General features: G+C 68.9%; 17 protein-coding genes. 5 read left to right on the top strand and 12 right to left on the bottom strand.

Going from position 1 to position 17,296, the window contains the following annotated elements:
• The first annotated feature begins 93 nt into the window (after positions 1 to 93).
• From K1T73_RS04445 to K1T73_RS04455, 3 genes are read left to right on the top strand one after another with little or no spacing between them, the layout of a single operon-like run.
• Positions 94 to 720: a LysE family translocator gene (locus tag K1T73_RS04445; RefSeq protein ID WP_220602774.1), complete on the top strand. Its 627-nt coding sequence runs from the start codon at positions 94 to 96 to the stop codon at positions 718 to 720.
• 56 nt (positions 721 to 776) lie between these two features.
• Positions 777 to 1,694, top strand: a complete 918-nt coding sequence (locus K1T73_RS04450) for a sulfite exporter TauE/SafE family protein (RefSeq protein ID WP_220602775.1) — start codon at positions 777 to 779, stop codon at positions 1,692 to 1,694.
• Positions 1,694 to 2,455: a TIGR02186 family protein gene (locus K1T73_RS04455; protein WP_220602776.1), complete on the top strand. Its 762-nt coding sequence runs from the start codon at positions 1,694 to 1,696 to the stop codon at positions 2,453 to 2,455. Before K1T73_RS04450 ends, K1T73_RS04455 begins: the two co-directional genes overlap by 1 nt.
• 13 nt (positions 2,456 to 2,468) lie before the next feature.
• Here the strand turns inward: K1T73_RS04455 and K1T73_RS04460 are convergent, their stop codons facing one another.
• The 7 genes from K1T73_RS04460 to K1T73_RS04490 all read right to left on the bottom strand — a co-directional run bounded on the left by K1T73_RS04460 (position 2,469) and on the right by K1T73_RS04490 (position 10,052).
• Positions 2,469 to 3,965, bottom strand: a complete 1,497-nt coding sequence (locus tag K1T73_RS04460) for a phosphomannomutase/phosphoglucomutase (protein ID WP_220602777.1) — start codon at positions 3,963 to 3,965, stop codon at positions 2,469 to 2,471.
• Between the two features lie 15 nt (positions 3,966 to 3,980).
• Positions 3,981 to 4,814: a 3-deoxy-8-phosphooctulonate synthase gene (kdsA, locus tag K1T73_RS04465; protein ID WP_220602778.1), complete on the bottom strand. Its 834-nt coding sequence runs from the start codon at positions 4,812 to 4,814 to the stop codon at positions 3,981 to 3,983.
• A gap of 1 nt (position 4,815) precedes the next feature.
• A complete protein-coding gene (locus tag K1T73_RS04470; protein ID WP_220602779.1) occupies positions 4,816 to 6,498 on the bottom strand; it encodes a capsule biosynthesis protein in 1,683 nt (560 codons plus the stop codon).
• Complete coding sequence (locus K1T73_RS04475; RefSeq protein WP_220602780.1) at positions 6,476 to 7,135, bottom strand: ABC transporter ATP-binding protein; 660 nt, start codon at positions 7,133 to 7,135, stop codon at positions 6,476 to 6,478. Before K1T73_RS04475 ends, K1T73_RS04470 begins: the two co-directional genes overlap by 23 nt.
• Before the next feature lie 190 nt (positions 7,136 to 7,325).
• Positions 7,326 to 8,573 (bottom strand): Na+/H+ antiporter NhaA, encoded by a 1,248-nt coding sequence (locus K1T73_RS04480; protein ID WP_220603615.1) that lies wholly within the window; start codon positions 8,571 to 8,573, stop codon positions 7,326 to 7,328.
• A 113-nt stretch (positions 8,574 to 8,686) separates the two neighbouring features.
• Positions 8,687 to 9,715 carry a permease gene (locus K1T73_RS04485; protein WP_220602781.1) on the bottom strand — a complete coding sequence of 343 codons (1,029 nt, stop codon included), beginning with the start codon at positions 9,713 to 9,715 and terminating at the stop codon, positions 8,687 to 8,689.
• Positions 9,708 to 10,052 (bottom strand): helix-turn-helix transcriptional regulator, encoded by a 345-nt coding sequence (locus tag K1T73_RS04490; protein ID WP_220602782.1) that lies wholly within the window; start codon positions 10,050 to 10,052, stop codon positions 9,708 to 9,710. The genes K1T73_RS04485 and K1T73_RS04490 overlap by 8 nt, the downstream gene beginning before the upstream one ends.
• Before the next feature lie 117 nt (positions 10,053 to 10,169).
• Between K1T73_RS04490 and K1T73_RS04495 the strand changes: the two genes are divergently transcribed.
• Positions 10,170 to 10,781, top strand: coding sequence for a uracil-DNA glycosylase family protein (locus tag K1T73_RS04495; RefSeq protein WP_220602783.1), 612 nt, complete (start codon positions 10,170 to 10,172; stop codon positions 10,779 to 10,781).
• Positions 10,778 to 11,554: an SseB family protein gene (locus K1T73_RS04500; RefSeq protein WP_220602784.1), complete on the top strand. Its 777-nt coding sequence runs from the start codon at positions 10,778 to 10,780 to the stop codon at positions 11,552 to 11,554. Before K1T73_RS04495 ends, K1T73_RS04500 begins: the two co-directional genes overlap by 4 nt.
• A gap of 57 nt (positions 11,555 to 11,611) precedes the next feature.
• Here the strand turns inward: K1T73_RS04500 and K1T73_RS04505 are convergent, their stop codons facing one another.
• The 5 genes from K1T73_RS04505 to mreC are packed head-to-tail and all read right to left on the bottom strand — an operon-like array spanning position 11,612 to position 17,092.
• Positions 11,612 to 12,544: a glyoxylate/hydroxypyruvate reductase A gene (locus K1T73_RS04505; RefSeq protein ID WP_220602785.1), complete on the bottom strand. Its 933-nt coding sequence runs from the start codon at positions 12,542 to 12,544 to the stop codon at positions 11,612 to 11,614.
• A gap of 4 nt (positions 12,545 to 12,548) precedes the next feature.
• A complete protein-coding gene (rodA, locus tag K1T73_RS04510; RefSeq protein WP_220602786.1) occupies positions 12,549 to 13,688 on the bottom strand; it encodes a rod shape-determining protein RodA in 1,140 nt (379 codons plus the stop codon).
• Positions 13,685 to 15,625, bottom strand: coding sequence for a penicillin-binding protein 2 (gene mrdA / locus K1T73_RS04515; protein WP_220602787.1), 1,941 nt, complete (start codon positions 15,623 to 15,625; stop codon positions 13,685 to 13,687). Before mrdA ends, rodA begins: the two co-directional genes overlap by 4 nt.
• A complete protein-coding gene (locus tag K1T73_RS04520; RefSeq protein WP_220602788.1) occupies positions 15,622 to 16,161 on the bottom strand; it encodes a rod shape-determining protein MreD in 540 nt (179 codons plus the stop codon). Before K1T73_RS04520 ends, mrdA begins: the two co-directional genes overlap by 4 nt.
• On the bottom strand, positions 16,154 to 17,092 hold the full coding sequence (gene mreC / locus K1T73_RS04525) for a rod shape-determining protein MreC (RefSeq protein ID WP_220602789.1): 939 nt from the start codon (positions 17,090 to 17,092) through the stop codon (positions 16,154 to 16,156). The genes K1T73_RS04520 and mreC overlap by 8 nt, the downstream gene beginning before the upstream one ends.
• Positions 17,093 to 17,296: the final 204 nt, after the last annotated feature.

Genomic DNA, 17,296 nt, shown 5'->3' on the forward strand with positions numbered 1-17,296 from the left:
CGCTTCGTCCGCGGGCGAAGCGTTGCCGCTTGAGCGCGGGCGCCGCATCGGGTCATTGAGGGGAAACCCCATCCGACACGGAGCGCCCCCGCCATGCCCGCTATTCTGTCCTTCCTGCCGGGCTTTGCCGCCGCCTACGCGATCCTCGTGGTGGCCGCCGCGTCGCCGGGGCCGGCTGTCGCCATGCTGCTGGGGATCGCCACGGGGCAGGGGCGGGCGCCGGCGCTCGTGGCGAGCGCGGGGATCGCGACGGGCAGCGTGCTGCTCAATCTCGGGACGCTGGCGGGGGTCGGCCTGATCCTGGCGCAGGCGGCCTGGGCCATGGCGGTTCTGCGCGTGATCGGCGGAGCCTACCTGCTGTGGCTGGCCTGGGGCGCGTTCCGCAAGGCGATGCGGCCGCCGTCGATCACCGTGGCGCCCGTGGCCGCGCGCGGGGCCTCGCGGCATTTCCTGGCTGGGTTCCTGCTTCAGGTGACGAATCCCAAGGCCATCGTCTTCTGGATCGCCATCGCCTCGGTCGGGGCGACCACGGGCGGCGGCGCGGGGGTGATCGCGCTTTTCGTGGCGGGGGCCTTCGCCATCTCCTTCGCCTGCCACGGCGCCTGGGCGCTGGTCTTGTCCTCGGGGCCGATCCGGCGCGGCTATGCGGTCGCGCGCCGGTGGATCGAGGCCGGGCTGGGCGCGTTCTTCACCGTGGCGGCGGTGCGGCTTGCCGTCTAGGGGCCAGACCACGGGCCGGCCCTTGCACCGGCTATTGCTTGACGCTACGAAATGTCATGCAGATTTACCTCCCCATAGCCGAGGTTTCGGTCAACGCCTTCCTTCTGCTGGGACTGGGCGGGATCGTGGGGATACTTTCGGGCATGTTCGGCGTGGGCGGCGGCTTCCTGCTGACGCCGCTTCTTTTCTTCATCGGCATCCCGCCCGCCGTGGCCGTCGCCACGCAGGGCAACCAGATCGTCGCCTCGTCGATCTCGGGCGTGTTCGCGCATCTGCGGCGCAGGACGGTCGATTTCCGGATGGGCACGATGCTCCTGGCCGGCGGTGTCGTCGGCGCGGGCCTGGGCATCGTGGTCTTCAACTTCCTGAAATCGCTGGGGCAGGTCGACCTTCTGGTCAAGCTCTTCTACGTGATCTTCCTCGGCGCGATCGGGGCGATGATGTTCGCCGAGAGCCTGCGCGCGATCCGCCGCGCGCGGGGCGGGCGCACGCCGGTCCGGCGCAAGAAGCACGGGCTTGCGCACAAGCTGCCGCTCAAGATGCGGTTCCGCACCTCGGGGCTCTATATCAGCGTGATCCCGGTGCTCCTGGTCGGATGCCTCGTGGGCGTGCTTGCCGCGATCATGGGGGTGGGCGGCGGCTTCATCATGGTGCCGGCGATGATCTATCTGCTGCACATGCCCACGAAGGTCGTGATCGGCACCTCGCTTTTCCAGATCATCTTCGTCGCGGCCTTCACCACGATGCTGCACGCGACGACGAACCAGACGGTCGACGTGGTGCTGGCGGTTCTGCTGCTGGTCGGGGGCGTGGTGGGTGCGCAAGTCGGCGCGCGGATCGGCACCTATCTCAACGCCGAGTACCTGCGCGTGCTGCTGGCGGTCCTCGTGCTGGCGGTCTGCTTCAAGATCGGGCTCGACCTTTTCCTCACACCTGCGGAGCGCTACTCGATCGCGGCGCCGGGGGACGCGTGATGCGCCGGGTCCTGTCGCTGCTCGCCGTCCTGATCGCGCTGCCGGCCGGGGCCGAGGAGGTGGTGCTGGGCCTCAGCCGCGACAAGGTGGCGATCACGGCCACGTTCGACGGCTCGGAGATCCTCATCTTCGGCGCGGTCAAGCGCGAGGAACCGATCCGCGAGGATGCGCCGCTCGACGTGGTGGTGACGGTGTCGGGGCCGACGCAGCCCGTCGTGGTGCGCCGCAAGGAGCGCGTGGCGGGGATCTGGGTCAATACCGAGAGCATCGAGATCGACGGCGCCCCGAGCTTCTACGCCGTGGCGAGCAGCGGACCGCTGCGCGAGGTGTTGAGCGAGGGCGAGGACCTGCGCAACCAGATCACGCTGGGCCGGGCCATCCGTTCGGCGGGCGCGCTCCACGAGTTCAAGGACACGCGCGCCTATACCAGCGCGCTGATCCGCATCCGCCAGCGGTCGGGCGCCTACAAGGTGCGCGAGGGCGGCGTGCTCTTCGACGAGCAGACGCTGTTCCGCACCTCGATCTCGATGCCGGCGAACCTGACCGAGGGGGTGTATCTCGCGCGGATATTCCTCACGCGGGAGGGGCAGGTCGTGACCGAGTACGATGCCTTCATCGAGGTGGGCAAGGTCGGGATCGAACAGTGGCTCTACGCGCTCGCCCACGAGCGGCCGTTCTGGTACGGGATCATGTCGCTCGCCATCGCGATCGTCGCCGGTTGGGGCGCCTCGGCGGTCTTCCGCGTGATCGGGCGCGGGTGAGCGCGGAGCGCGGTCAGATCGTCTGATCGTAATCGCCGACGCCCGGCTCGGTGCGGATGACGGCGTCGATCTCGGCGAAGATGGCGCGCATCTCCTCCTCGCTTTCCGAGCTTTCGCAGACCACGACGAGGTTGGGCGTGTTCGAGCTTGCCCGGACGAGACCCCACGAGCCGTTGTCGAGGATGACGCGGGCGCCGTTCACCGTGACCACGTCCTTGATCGCGCGCCCCGCGAGTGGCTCGCCCGCCTCGTGGCGGGCCACGAGTTTCGCGACCAGGCGGTCGAGGATCGCGTATTTCTCGGTATCGGCGGCATGGGGCGACATGGTGGGGGTGGACCAGGTGCGCGGCAGGGCGCGGCGCAGGTCGGACATGGACTTGCCGGGATTGGCGTCGAGGATCCGGCAGATCTCGACCGCGACGCGCAGGCCGCAATCGTAGCCGCGCCCGACCGGCTCGGCCAGGAAGTAGTGGCCCGATTTCTCGAACCCCGCCAGCGCGCCCAGCTCCTTCACCCGGCGTTTCATGTGGCTGTGGCCGGTCTTCCAGTAGTCGGCGCGGGCGCCGTTGGCCTGCAACTCGGGGTCGGACGCGAAGAGGCCGGTGGATTTCACGTCGGCCACGAAGGTCGCGTTCCTGTGGGTCTTCGAAAGCTCGCGCGCCATGATGACGCCCACCTTGTCGGCGAAGATCTCCTCGCCCTCGTCATCCACCACGCCGCAGCGGTCGCCGTCCCCGTCGAAGCCGAGCGCGAGGTCGGCGCCGCTGTCGCGCACGGCCGCGGCCATGTCGTGCAGCATCTCCATCGCCTCGGGGTTCGGATTGTAATGCGGGAAGGTGTAGTCGAGCCGCGTGTGGAGCGGCACGACCTCGACCCCGATCCGCTCGAGGAGGGCGGGCGCGAAGGCGGACGCGGTGCCATTGCCGGTGGCGCAGACCACCTTGAGCGGACGGGTCATGCGGAAATCGCCCGCGAGGTCGTCGAGATAGGCCTCGCGCACGCCATCGACGAACTCCCACGCCCCGCCGGGGCGGGGTTGGCCGCGCCCTTCTAGGACGATGTCGCGCAGCTCGGCCATCTCGTCGGGGCCGTGGGTGAGCGGACGCTCGAACCCCATCTTCACCCCGGTCCAGCCATTGGGGTTGTGCGAGGCCGTGACCATCGCCACGGCCGGACAGTCGAGGTGGAACTGCGCGAAATAGGCCATGGGCGACAGCGCCGGGCCGATGTCCCTGACGTGGACGCCGGCCTGCATGAGGCCGAGGATCAGCGCATTCTTTATCGACAGCGAATAGTCGCGGTAGTCGTTGCCCACGGCGATCACCGGGGCGATCCCGCGCGCGTGCATCTGCGTGCCGAGGCCGAGGCCCAGCGCCGTCATGCCGGGCAGGTTGATCTCCTCGGGGTATTTCCAGCGCGCGTCATACTCGCGGAAGCCCGTGGGTGCGATCATCGGGTCGCGCAGGAATTCCCAGGTGTTGGGGGTGACGGAGGGGCTGGGTTTCGTCAAGGTCGGGGTCGTCCTTCAGATCGTGATCGGGGTCTGCTTGGCCAGTGCGTCGAACTGCATGAGCGTGGCGACGAGCGCCGGCATCTCGGCAAGCGGGATCATGTTGGGCCCGTCCGAGGGGGCGTTGTCGGGGTCTTCGTGGGTCTCGATGAACACCGCCGCCACGCCGAGCGCCACGGCCGCGCGGGCCATGACGGGGGCGAATTCGCGCTGACCGCCGCTGCTGCCGCCCATGCCGCCGGGTTGCTGCACCGAGTGGGTGGCGTCCATCACCACCGGGTAGCCGGTCGCGGCCATCTGCGGCAGCGCGCGCATGTCGGCCACGAGGGTGTTGTAGCCGAAGGAGGTGCCGCGCTCGGTCAGCAGGATGCGGGTGTTGCCGGTGCTTTCGATCTTCGACACGACGTTCGGCATGTCCCAGGGGGCGAGGAACTGCCCCTTCTTGACATTGACCACCGCGCCGGTCTCGCCCGCGGCCAGCAGCATGTCGGTCTGGCGGCAGAGGAAGGCGGGGATTTGCAGGATGTCGACGGCCTCGGCGGCGACGGCGCATTGCTCGGGCAGGTGCACATCGGTGAGCGTGGGCACCCCCACCGCGCGGCGCACGCCCTCGAGCAGCTTCAGCCCCGCCTCCATGCCGGGGCCGCGCCGCCCCGAGAGCGAGGTGCGGTTGGCCTTGTCGAAGCTTGCCTTGAAGACGTATTGCGCGCCCGCCGCCGCGCAGGCCTCTTTCATGGTGCCGGCGATCATCTGGGCGTGGTCCGCGCTTTCAAGCTGGCAGGGGCCTGCGATGACGGTCAGCGGGCGGTCATTGCCGACGATGAGATCGGCGACGGAAACATGTTTCATGTCAGGAAGATACCTGTTCGCGAAGGACGGATGCCGTGAGCGAGATCATCAGGTAGATGCCCGCGAAGACGACGAAGGCGAGAATGGTGTTCTCGAAGGCGCGCGGATAGCTGGGGTCCTGGCTGGCCACCGGCTGCACCGAGACGGTGAGGTAGCGCACCTGCTTGTTCGCCTCGATGTCGCTCTGGCGCATGGTTTCGAGCGCGGCCTGGAGCACCATGTCGGCGGTCACGAGATCGGCCTCGGCCATCTTGATCTCGGCCGTCTGGGAGGCGAGCGAGTCGCTTTCCTCGGACGCCTCGTTGAGGCGCGCGGTCTGTTTGCGCAACTCGCGTTCGAGCACGCCGATCTCGCTTTCGAGGGCGGCGACGCGCGCGGCGTTGGGCCGCGCGTTGGCAAGCTGCGTGGCAAGCGCGAGCTGCTTTTCCTGAAGTTGAAGCTCGACGTTGGAGATCAGCGAGCGGATGCTCGCGATCTCGCCCTCGGGATCGAGAAGCGAGCTTTCCTGCAATTCCACGAGGCGGCGCTGCGCCTCGCGGCGGTCGTTCTTGGCCTCCTCGAGGCTGGCCTTGGCGGTCTTGACCGCATCCTGCCGCTTCTCGGACGAGAGATGATCGACGCGCTCCTCGGCGTAATCGATGAGCTTGTGCGAGAACTCGGTCGCGATCTCGGGGTCGGGGGCGGACACTTCCATCCGCATCACGCCCTCGGTCGGATCGTAGCCCAGTTTCACGTATTTCTTGTAGAGCTTGTAGGCGCGCTCGGTGCTGGCGTCGTCGGGCAGGCGCTGAATCGGGTCGATGTAATCCTGCGAGAAGACCTCGCGAAAGCCCTCGTCCCGGTCGAGGCGGAGCATGGCGTCCTTGGATGTCAGGTAGTCCTGCGTGGCGATCGCGTCCTGCGAGGTGGCGAACTGGCTCGGCAGGAGGCCGCCCAGCCGGCTGCCGCTCGATCCGCCATCGGCGGTGAGGATCAGGAAGGCCGACTTGGTCGTATACATGGGCGTGGCGACCGAATAGTAGTAATACCCCGCCACCAGCGTCGGCAGGAGCACGAAGGCCGAGAGCCGCGCGAAGAGAAGCGCGAGCTTGCGCCGGCGCCTGCGGGCGATGTCCTTCTGGATGCGCCCGATCTCCTCGGCGCGGCGGTCGGCCGGGCCGAGATCGGTCGAGGGTACGTTGCGACCCGGCATCGGCATGGTCTGCGGCAGTTGCACCTTGCTTTCGGTCCGCGCAACCGCGCCGCCCCGCCCGTCGCCCGCGTTCTCGACCTTGCCCCGGTCATTGCTCACCAGTTCGAGGATGTTGCCGCGCGAGAAGGGGTCGATGCCGCGGGCCCGCAGGAGGCGCACCGCGTCGAAATCCGAGGTGGGCGCGAGGCCGTGCTTCTGCGCGAGGCGGCGGGCCATGCGAAGCTGCCGGCCCGTGAGCCCCTCCTGCCGGATGGCGTCGATGGTCTCGGCGGTGTTCATCTCGCGCGCCGAGCTTACATCGCCCTCGCGCGCGGTGTCGGATGCGGCGGTATTGCCGTGGCCTGCCGGAGCCTCCCCCCCCGCCGCCGGTCCGGGCGCGTCGGCATCCTGGCGGGACGGCGTTTCCGGCGCGTGCGTGTCGCCGGACGCCGGAAACGCACCGGACGTCGTGCGGCGGATGCGGAACTTTCTAGCCTTGGGTTTCGTAGTCATAAAGCTGCTTGGCCTCTTCCAAGGTGTCGAAAATGTGCAGTTGTCCGCCGGAAAGGACCGCCGCGGAGGTGGCGAACCGTTCGAGGGTGGCGGGCTGGTGCGACACGATGATCACCGTCGTGGTGCGAAGCCGTTCCTTGAGAATTTCACCGGCCTTGCGGTTGAACTCCACATCCGTGGAATTGGGCATGCCCTCGTCGATGAGATAGATGTCGAAATCGAGCGCGAGGAGCAAGGAAAACGTGAACCGCGCCTTCATCCCGGTCGAGTATGTGCCTAGGGGCTGATCGAAATACTCGCCGAGGTTGCACATCCAGCGGCAGAACGCCTCCACGTAGTCGGGATCGAGCCCGTAGAGCCGCGCGATGTAGCGGCTGTTCTCCATCGCCGAGATGCGGCTGATGACGCCGCCCATGAAGCCCAGCGGGAAGCTGATCCGGCAGCCGCGCCGGATCTCGCCCTCGTCGGGTTTCTCGAGCCCGGCCATCATGTTGATGAGCGTCGTCTTGCCCGTGCCGTTGGGGGCGAGGATGCCCATCGAGCGGCCGAGTTCGACGCGGAACGACACGCGGTCCAGGATCACCTTGCGCTGTGTGCCCGTCCAGAAGGACTTGCTCACGTTGTCGAATTCGAGCATCGAACGGCTCCGAAACTGCCCAGGCGCACCTCTCCGAGGGGTGCTTTGTCTACCAATGAATAATCAAACCCGCCTGTGGGATGAGATTGTTTCCGATCTTATACACCAAAGAAAGGCGAAATTATGCCCGTCCGCGTGAAAAAACCCGGGCCGCGCGGCCCCGGTCCATGGAGTGCCGGCACGCCGGAGCTCAATACGCGATCTTCTCGACCCTGGTCATGCGGCCCACGACGACCGAGATGACCGCCGCGCCGAAGCTGAAGAGGGCGCCCATCTTGGCCGCGTCCTGCACCGGCCCGGCGTCGAAGGCGACCGAGGCCACGAAGAGCGAGACGGTGAAGCCGATGGCGGCGACGAACCCGATGGTGACGAGATCGACGATCCGCATCCCCTTGGGAATCCCGAGGTTGAGCGGCCTGGCGGCGATCCAGCCGAAGAGCAGGATGCCCACCGGCTTGCCCACGAAGAGCCCCGCCAGCACGAGCCAGGTGGCCGGGCCGATCGACTGGAACTGAACGCCCGCGTTGCAGAGCCCGAAAAGGAAGAGCACGATCTCGACCGGGTGCTTGAGCGCGTGTTCGAGCACGTTGAGCAGGTCGCCGAGGCTTCTCTCGGCCTCCGAGAAGATGCCGAAGGCCCGGTCGGCATGGGGGATCGCCGGGATGATGGGCAAGAGGCCCAGCGCCGGGTGAAGCCCCGACTGCATGAAGCCATACCAGCTTATGCAGCCGCCGATCACGTAGGGAAGTCCGCCCAGCGCCATGCGCACGCGGGTCGAATGGGGCCGCTCGGGGCGCCCCCGGTCCATGTAGCGCGGCAGCCAGTTGAACAGGATGAACACCGCCAGCGACGCGCCGAAGGACAGCAGGAGCCATTCCGGCGCCAGTTCGCCCGAGGGGTAGAAGATCGCGAGGATGATGAGCCCCGCCGCGTCGTCGGCGATGGCCAGAAGCAGCAGGAACCGCACCGCCGGATGGCCCGCGCCGAAGACGATCCGCCCCACGAGATAGGAAAACGCGATATCCGTGGCGGTGGGGATGGCCCATCCGTTCGCGACCGCGTTGTAGGTCTCGGACCCCATGATCGAGGCGAGCCCCAGGTAGACCGCGATCGGCCCGAACATCCCGCCGGCCGTGGCGAAAAGCGGGGTCGCCGCCTTTTTGCCGCGCAGCGACCCCTCCTTGAGGATCACCGCCTCCCAGACCTCCTTGGCGGCGATGGCGAAGAAGAGCGCCATGAGCACGTCGTTGACGAGGTAGTGCAGCGTGAGCGTGCGGTGCCCGTCATGCAGGTGGCCGATCGGGGCATGGTCCCAGATCCTGAACTCGACGAAATGGTGATAGCTGTCGTAATCCGCATTGACCCAGACGAGGGCCGTGACCGCGCCGAAGATCAGGAGGAGGGAGTAATCGGCGAGAAAAGTCCAGACGCGATACATGTGGTCACTTTGGATTCGGGTGTCCCTGAGCCCGGGGAAGTAGGGCATCCGACCGCCTTGGGCAACCGACGAACCCGCGCCCGGCCGCAGTTCGGGCCGGGCGGGGCGTGGTCTCAGGCCAGCGCCTGCCAGGCGAGGCCGGCCATCACCGCGCCGGTGAAGGCGAAGGCGATGTAGGCGGCGAAGACGCGCGGCTTGACCAGTGCCCAGACCGCGATGGCCGCGGGGATGCAGCTCACCCCGCCCGCGATCACGAAGGACATGGCGGCGCCGTCGCTCATCCCCTGCGCGAGAAGCGCGTCGACGAGCGGCACCGCGGCATAGCCGTTGAGATAGGCCGGCGCGCCGACGAGGGCGCCCATCAGGATCGGGCCGATGCCGTCCCCGCCCAGCACCGCCCCGATCCAGTCGGCGGGCATGTAGTGCAGCATCAGGGCTTCGACGACGTAGGCGAGCGCCAGCCATTTCAGCAGGAAAAGCGCGTTCTCGGTCGCCGTGCGCCGGAAGGTCGCGCGCCGTTCGGGCGCCTGCCAGAAACGCCAGACGGGGCGTCCCCGGAAGGGTGTCGTGCTGCCCGAGCAGCACCCGCCGCAGGAGGGGGCCGCCGTCTTGCGCAGCGGGTCCGCGAAGACCACCGAGCGTGCCGCGAGCATCGTCGCGTATCCGCCCATCAGCCCGATCGAGATGGCCGCCAGCGTCTTGGCCACCGCGAAATCCAGCCCCAGCGTGCCCGAGGTGATGAGGAACATCGCCGGGTCCATGAGCGGCGAGGCCAGCCAGAAGGCCATGACGGCGGCAAGCGGCGCACCCACGGCCAGCATCGCGGCGATGAAGGGGATCACCTCGCACGAGCAGAAGGGCGAGACGCCGCCCAGCACCGCGGCGAAAGCCACCATGCGCACCTGCCGCCCCTCGAAGGCGCGCGCGATGAGCGCCTCGGCCCCGGTCGCCTTGAGCCACGCCACGGCCAGCACCGCCACGGCGATGAAGATCGAGGTGTGGGCCAGGGAGACGGCCGCGAAGCTGGCCGTGGGGATCGCGCGCTCGGGGTCGAGCACCGCGACGAGCGCGAGGATCATCGCGATCGAAAGCCACACGCGGTCGATCCGGGCAAGGGGGCGCGGTGCGGTGGTGTCAGCCATGGTCGTGCTCCTCGTGGGGGTGGGCGCTGTCGGCGCAGCATTCGCGCAGCAGGAAATCCGAGAGCGCGCGCAGCTCGTCATAGGCGACGGCGGCGCAGATGATGGACCGGCCGCGCTTTTCCTGCGCGACGAGGCCCGCCTGCGCAAGGATGCGCATGTGATGCGTGAGCGTCGAGCCGGTGACGCCGCTGCGTGCGCCCAGTTCGCCGATGCTGAGCCCCTCGGGCCCGGCCCGCACCAGCGCGCGCAGCACCGAAAGCCGCTGCTCGCTGCCGAGCGCCGCGAAGGTCGAGGCGGCGGCGACGATGTCGGGGGTGGAGGGGTCTGTTATTTTCATGAATTTCGAAATATAGAAGACCCATTCGAGTCGCAAGCCATATTTCTAGAATTATCGAAATATGACAGATGCGCCCGCACGCTTGCACCTCGCGGCGCGCGACATATCTTCGCCCCCATGACCGCGCCCCCCGATCCCGCCGATGCCGACGCCCTGGCCCGGGGCATCCGCGCCTGCCGTCTCTGCGCGCCGCGCTTCGCCGCGACCGCGACGGCCCACGCGCCACGCCCGGTGGCGTGGTTCGCCGAAGGCGCGCGCATCCTCGTCGCGGGGCAGGCACCGGGGTTGCGCGTCCACGAGACGGGCCTTCCGTTCAACGATGCCTCGGGCGACAGGCTGCGCGACTGGCTCGGGATCGACCGCGAGACCTTCTACGACACCTCGCGCGTCGCGATCGTGCCGATGGCCTTCTGCTTTCCGGGCTACGATGCCAAGGGCTCGGACCTGCCGCCGCCCGCGATCTGCCGCGCGACGTGGCACGACCGAGTGATGGCCGCGCTGGGCGACATCGCGTTGACCGTGCCCGTGGGCGGCCATGCGCATCGCTACCACATGGGCACCCGCGCGGGCGTGACCGAGACGGTCGCGGGCTGGCGCGCCCATGCGCCGCAGGTCTTTCCCTTGCCTCACCCGAGCTGGCGCAATACCGGGTGGCTGAAGAAGAACCCGTGGTTCGCGGACGAGGTGCTGCCGGCGCTGCGCGCGCGGGTGAAGGAGGTGCTTTGGTGACGGAAGAGACGGCGCTCGACCGGGCGCATGAGGCCGCCGAGGCGGACGAGGGCGCGCGGCTGGCCTACTGGAACACGCTTGCCGGGACCGAGCTTTTCCTCATGCTGGCCGAGGAGGCCGAGGAGGAGGCGGTCACGCCCGAGACCTTCCCGGTCGAGGGGGTGGACTATGTGCTGGCCTTCGATCGCGAGGCGCGGCTGGCCCGGTTCGCGGGGCGCGAGGTGCCCTATGCGGGTCTGAGCGGGCGGGCCCTCGCTGCGCTTCTCGCGCCGCAGGGGCTTGGCCTTGCGCTCAATCCCGAGGTGGCGCCCTCGGCCACGCTCATCGCGCCCGGGGCGCTGGCGTGGCTGGCCGAGATGACGGGCGGCGCCCCCGAGAGCCACGAGGCGCGCATCGCCGCGATGTCGCCACCGGGCGGCCTGCCCGAGGCGCTGCTGCCGGCGCTCGACGCGAAGCTTGCCACTGCGGCGGGGCTCGCACCGCTGGCCTATCTCGTGGGCGTCACCTTCGAGGGCGGCGCGCGGGGGCATATGCTAGGTTTCGTCGACGCGCGCCCCGGGGCCGAGGGCGCGCTGGCCCGCGCGGTGCGCGAGGCGCTGGTCTTTTCCGGCCTTGAGGCGGCGGCGCTGGAGGTGGGGTTCTTTGCAGGCTCCGACGCGATGGCGGCGCGGCTGGCGCGGCACGGGCTGCGCTTCGACCTGCCCGAGCCGCCGAAGGCGGAACCGCTCACCGCACCGGGGCGCGACCCCGACAACCCGCCGCGCCTGCGCTGAGGCGGGGAGGCGCCGGGACATGCGCATGTCCCGGCCCGTCCCCCGCGCGGAGAGTGCCTAGTAGCCCAGCGTGCGGTTCACGAGATGCAGAAGCGGCTCGCCCGCCTCGCTGCGCCGGATGTTCTCGGCGATGACGTCGGCGGCCGTGCCGGCACGGGTGTCCGACGCGATATGGGGCGTCACGGTCACGCGCGGGTGGCGCCAGTAGGGGTGATCGTCGGGCAGCGGCTCAACCCGGAACGTGTCGAGCGTCGCGTGGCCGATATGTCCCTCGTCCAGCGCCGCGAGCAGCGCGTCGTCGTCGATGAGCGGCCCGCGCCCGGGGTTCAGGATCACCGCCCCGCGCGGCAGCAGCGCAAGACGCCGGGCGTCGAGCGTGTTCTCCGTCTCGGGCGTCTGCGGGAGGAGAAGGACGACGATCTCGGCCCCCTCGAGCGCCGCATCCAGCCCCGCGTTGCCGGCGAGACACCGCACGCCCGGCACGTCCTTCGGGCCGCGGCTCCAGCCCGTCACCGGAAATCCGAGACCCATCAGCGCCTCGGCGCAGGCGATGCCGAGCGCGCCAAGACCCAGGATCGTCACCGGCCGGTCGGGCGCGAGCGGCGGCGCGCCTTGCTTCCAGACGCAGTCGGGGTTCACGATATGCGCATCCATCCCGAGGTGATGGCGCAGAACATGGCCCGTCACCCACTCGACCATCCCGCGCCGCAGACCGTCATCCACCATCCGGGTCAGCGGCTGGGTCAGCGTCTCGTTGTCCACGATCTTCTCGACCCCCGCCCAGAGGCTCAGCACCGCCTTGGCGCGGGTGTAGGAGGTGAAATCCTGCACCGGCCCGTTCGGGGCGTAGACGATGTAATCCACCTCTTCGGGCGCGATCTCGGGCGAGACATGGGCGTCGATCCCCTCGCGGGCGAGGGCCGCGTCCAGAAGAGGTTGATACTCCGCCCAGCGATCCGGGCGGCCTGCGAAAAGAACATTGACGGACATGGGGTTACCTTGGTCTGTGAACATGCGCGCTTTGGACGAGGCCAAAGCCCAGAAGCAGCACCAGCATGGCCGAGCCGCCGTAGCTCACCAGCGGGAGCGGCACGCCCACGACCGGCGCGAGCCCCATGACCATCGACATGTTGACCGCGAAGTAAAGGAAGAAATTGACCGCGACGCCAAGGGTCAGGAGGGCGGCGAACCGCTCCTTCTGCTGAAGCGCCGAAAGCACGCAGAAGAGGATGATGAGCGCGTAGAGCGCCAGCAGCGACGCGCCGCCCAGGAAGCCCAGTTCCTCGGCCAGGGTGGTGAAGATGAAATCGGTGTGTTTCTCGGGCAGGAAGTTGAGCTGGCTCTGCGTGCCCTGCATGAAGCCGCGCCCGGTCCAGCCGCCCGAGCCGAGCGCGATCTTGGACTGCGTGATGTGGTAGCCCGCGCCCAGCGGATCGGTCGAGGGGTCGATGAACGTGTCGATGCGCCGGAACTGGTAATCCGCCAGGAGCTGCCACGGCGTGCCGCGCGACATGAAGACCACCGTGACGAGCCCGCCGCCCGCAACGATCACCGCCGCGAAATAGAGCCAGTGGACCCCCGCGAGGAACATCATGAGCCCGCCCACCGTGACGAGCAGGATCGCCGTGCCGAGGTCGGGTTGCTTGAGCACGAGGTAGACCGGCACGAGGATCACGATGATCGGCAACAGCACCCAGAACGGATGGGATTTGCGCGTGCGCGGAAGCCAGTCGTAATAGGCCGCGAGCGCCATGACGAGCGCGATCTTCATCAGCTCCGAGGGTTGCAGGCGCATGAAGCCGAGGTCGATCCAGCGCTGTGCGCCCATGCCGACCGCCCCGACGTATTCCACCGCCACCAGGAGCGCGAGCGACACGAGGTAGGCCGCCGCCGAGACCGACCGCCAGTACCAGATCGGGATCAGCGCCACGACGATCATCATCGCGAAGCCGAGCGCGAAGCGCTTCATCTGGGCCGAGGACCACGGGTCGAGCGTGCCGCCGGCCACCGAGTAGAGCATGAGGAAGCCGACGCAGGCCACGGCCGTGACGAGCAGGATGAGCGCCCAGTTGAGATAGAGCACCTTGCTCAGCCCCGAGGGCACGTGCTTGACGGTATACTCGAGATAGCTCATGCGCGATCCCCCGCCGCGGCCTCGCGTTCCTCGCGCTCGCGCGCGATGCGCTCCTGGAGCGCCTTGATGCGGCTGCGCTGGCTGCTCGGGTAGGCGTCGAGCGGGGGCGCCCCGCCGTAGAGCGCCTGGAGCGTGATGTCGCGCGCGATGGGCGCCGCGGCCTTCGAGCCGCCGCCGCCATGCTCGACCACGACCGACACCGCGATGCGCGGCGCGTCCGAGGGCGCGTAGTTGACGAAAAGCGCGTGATCGCGCCGCTCCCACGGGAGGTCCTCGTTGCGGAAGACGCCCCGCGCGCGTTCGGCGGCGGTGATGTTGCGCACCTGGCTGGTGCCGGTCTTGCCGGACATCCGGTAGCCCTCCTCGACGATCCGGCTGCCATAGGCCGTGCCGCGCCGGTTGTTGCAGACCGCGTACATCGCGCGCCGCACCTCGCGCAGGTGGTTGGGGTTGAGACCCAGGTCCTCGCCGCCCGCGAGCGGCGTCTCGACCCCTTCGACGGATTTGAGCAGGCGCGGCGACACCGCGCGCCCCGTCGCGATCCGCGCCGTCATCACCGCGAGATGCAGCGGAGAGGTGAGCACGAAGCCCTGGCCGATGGCCGAGTTGACCGAATCGCCCACCACCCATTCCTCGCCGCGCGTCTCGCGCTTCCATTCCTTCGTGGGGATCAGCCCGGCGGCGACGCCGGTCATCGGAAGATCGTATTCCTCGCCCAGCCCGAGGCGGCGGGCCATCTCCGAGATCTTCTCGATCCCCACGCGCAGCGCCATCTCGTAGTAGAAGACGTCACAGCTCTCGCGGATCGAGCGGTTGAGATCCACGTTGCCGTGGCCCGCGCGTTTCCAGCAATGGAACCGCCGCCCGCTGACCTTGAGATGCCCTGGACAGTAGACGGTCTCGGAAGGCCCCACTTCGCCCGCCTCGAGCGCCGCGAGCAGCACCACCATCTTGAAGGTCGAGCCGGGCGGATAGACGCCCTGCACCGCCTTGTTGGGAAGCGGGCGATACTTGTTCTCGAGCAGCGCCTTGTAATCGGCGACCGAGATGCCGCGCACGAAGAGGTTGGGGTCGAAGGCGGGGGTGGAGCCGCAGGCGAGGATGTCGCCCGTCTCGGTGTCCATCACCACCGCGGCGGCGCTTTCGCCCCGGAGCCGCGCCTTGATGTATTCCTGGAGGTCGCTGTCGGTGGTGAGCTGCAGCGTCTTGCCGGCCTCGCCCTGGCGGCGGTCGAGCTCGCGCATGACGCGGCCCGCGGCGTTCTGCTCGACCCGGCGGGTGCCGGCCTTTCCGCGCAGCGTGTCCTCGAGCCGCTGTTCCAGCCCGACCTTGCCGATCTGGAACCGGGGGATCAGCAGAAGCTGGTCCGGCGCCTTGATCTGTTCGAGATCGCGGTCGCTCACCGGGCCCACGTAGCCCACGATATGCGCGTAATCCTCGCCCTGCGGGTAGCGGCGCGAGAGGCCCACCTCGGGCCGCACGCCGGGCAGGGCGGGGGCGTTGACCGCGACGCGGCTCAGCGCCTCCCAGCTTACCCGGTCGGCGATGGTGACGGGGTGGATGCGCGAGCGGCGCATCTCCTCGCGGGCGCGCGCGACCTCTTCGGGGTCGAGCGTGATGATTCGGCCCAGCCGCGCGATCACGTCGTCGACATCGCCTGCCTCCTCGCCGTCGAGCATGATGCGGTAGGACGGGACGTTCTCGGCGATGACCTTGCCGTTGCGGTCGAAGATCTGGCCGCGGGCGGGCGGGATGAGGCGGATCTTGATCCGGTTCTCCTCGGCCAGCAGGCGGAACTGGTCGGCCTGGTCGACCTGCAGATGCCGCATCCGGAAGCCCAGCAGCCCGAGAAAGCCCAGCTGCGCCCCGCCAAGGATGAGCGCGCGGCGGTTGATCTGCCGGTGGCTCTCGGCGGTATCGCGTCCGGGCCGTCTCATGCGCGCATCCCCAGGCTCTCGGCGTCGCCGGGCCGTATCTTGCGCACTCCGAAGAGCGCCGAGGACAGGAACACGACGAGCGGATAGACCGCGACCGTGAGGGCAAGTTGCATGAGGCTGAGCCCGAGCGGCGCCTGCGGCACGAAGAGAATGGCCAGGACGATGCGGAACAGAAGCCAGATCGCCGCCATGGTGGTCGCCACGCTCAGCCATTCGGGCAGGAACCCCATGTCGCGCAAGCCCGGCTCGCGCGCCTTGAGCGCTTCGCATCCCATCACCACCAACGCCGCCCAGAGGCCCGGCGGACGCTGGAAGAGAAGATCGGCCACGAGAAAGATCGCGGCCACCAGCAGCGGGGGCGCGTATTCCGGCCGGCGCAGCACCCAGGCGAAGGCGAGCGCCACCATCACGTCCGGCCCCGCCAGCCCGTCGGGCAGCGTGTCGAGCGGCAGCAGCCGCCAGAAGACCAGGAGCGCGCAGAACGCCGCGAAGACGGCGCGCATGAACCACAGGCGAAGGAGGCTGCGCTCAACCATCGGCGACCTCCCCCTCTTCCGCGGCGGCCGGGGTCGGGACCGAGCCGGGCTCGGCCGGGCCGGGCACGGCGGGCCCCGGCGCGATCAGCTCACCGGGCGAGGTGATGCCGTCGCGGCCATAGTCGCGCAGGACGCGCAGGAATTCGAGCCGCTCGTAATCGGCGGCGAGCCGCAGCCGCAGCCGCCCGCCGGGATCGAGCGCCACCTGCCCGGCGAGAAGGCCGGCGGGGAAGATGCCGCCATCCCCCGACGTGACCACCCGGTCGCCGGGGCGCACCTGCGCCTTGTCCTCGAGGAAATCGATGGGCGGCGCCTGCGTGTTGTCGCCCACGATGAGCGCGCGCTGCCCCGAGGGCTGGATCGTGACCGGGATCCGCGACGAGGTGTCGGTCAGCAGGATCACCCGGCTCGTGTTCTCGCCCACCCCCGAGATCCGACCCACGAGGCCCAGCCCGTCCATCGCGGCCCAGCCGTCGACGATGCCGTCGCGCGCGCCGATGTTGAGAATGACGGACTGCCGGAAGGGCGAGCCGCTGTCGGCCATGACGACGCCCGTGACATAGGTGAGCCGCGGGTCGAGGCGCACGTTGTTGAGGTCGAGCAGGCGCGCGTTCTCCTGCTCGAGCTGGAGCGCGGCCTCCTTCCAGGCCTTCATCTGTTGCAGCTCGCGGCGCAATTCCTGGTTCTGGCTGTAGATGCGCTGGTAGCTCTGGAAATCGCGGACGATGTTCACGAGCCCCGTGACCGGGGCCATGGCCCAGTCGAAATTCGGCACGACGCGGTCGACCACCTGCGCGCGGAATCGCTCGACCCGCGGGCTGTCGATCCGCCACAGCAGGAAGAGGCCGAGGAGGCAGACCACGAGGATACCCGTCAGCAGCCGCCGGAGCGGTCCGCGGTACTCGTCATTCTGCGATCTGTCGCGGGCCAAGTGCCTCGTCTCCTGTCACGCGGGCGATGCCGTCATTCTGCGCGTCGGGCCGGTCCCGGTCAAACCCGCCGCGCGCGTCTCGCAAGGGGGCCCTTCGGGGCGCCGTCGCGCCATTCGGGTATTTGAGACCGGAAAGACGGCAGGGCCTTCGCTTTCGTCTCTTTCCGGTTTCAAATGCCCGGGGGGCCGAGCTTCGCCACACGC

Source organism: Roseovarius sp. SCSIO 43702, assembly GCF_019599045.1.
Taxonomy (GTDB): Bacteria; Pseudomonadota; Alphaproteobacteria; order Rhodobacterales; family Rhodobacteraceae; genus Roseovarius.

Bases quoted from the DNA above. Each gene is read 5' to 3' on its own strand.
- K1T73_RS04480 (WP_220603615.1), bottom strand. From the start codon at position 8,573: ATGTATCGCGTCTGGACTTTTCTCGCCGATTACTCCCTCCTCCTGATC.
- rodA (WP_220602786.1), bottom strand. From the start codon at position 13,688: ATGAGCTATCTCGAGTATACCGTCAAGCACGTGCCCTCGGGGCTGAGC.
- K1T73_RS04520 (WP_220602788.1), bottom strand. From the start codon at position 16,161: ATGGTTGAGCGCAGCCTCCTTCGCCTGTGGTTCATGCGCGCCGTCTTC.
- mrdA (WP_220602787.1), bottom strand. From the start codon at position 15,625: ATGAGACGGCCCGGACGCGATACCGCCGAGAGCCACCGGCAGATCAAC.
- K1T73_RS04505 (WP_220602785.1), bottom strand. From the start codon at position 12,544: ATGTCCGTCAATGTTCTTTTCGCAGGCCGCCCGGATCGCTGGGCGGAG.
- K1T73_RS04445 (WP_220602774.1), top strand. From the start codon at position 94: ATGCCCGCTATTCTGTCCTTCCTGCCGGGCTTTGCCGCCGCCTACGCG.
- K1T73_RS04450 (WP_220602775.1), top strand. From the start codon at position 777: ATGCAGATTTACCTCCCCATAGCCGAGGTTTCGGTCAACGCCTTCCTT.
- K1T73_RS04495 (WP_220602783.1), top strand. From the start codon at position 10,170: ATGACCGCGCCCCCCGATCCCGCCGATGCCGACGCCCTGGCCCGGGGC.
- K1T73_RS04490 (WP_220602782.1), bottom strand. From the start codon at position 10,052: ATGAAAATAACAGACCCCTCCACCCCCGACATCGTCGCCGCCGCCTCG.
- K1T73_RS04475 (WP_220602780.1), bottom strand. From the start codon at position 7,135: ATGCTCGAATTCGACAACGTGAGCAAGTCCTTCTGGACGGGCACACAG.
- kdsA (WP_220602778.1), bottom strand. From the start codon at position 4,814: ATGAAACATGTTTCCGTCGCCGATCTCATCGTCGGCAATGACCGCCCG.
- K1T73_RS04455 (WP_220602776.1), top strand. From the start codon at position 1,694: ATGCGCCGGGTCCTGTCGCTGCTCGCCGTCCTGATCGCGCTGCCGGCC.
- K1T73_RS04485 (WP_220602781.1), bottom strand. From the start codon at position 9,715: ATGGCTGACACCACCGCACCGCGCCCCCTTGCCCGGATCGACCGCGTG.
- K1T73_RS04470 (WP_220602779.1), bottom strand. From the start codon at position 6,498: ATGACTACGAAACCCAAGGCTAGAAAGTTCCGCATCCGCCGCACGACG.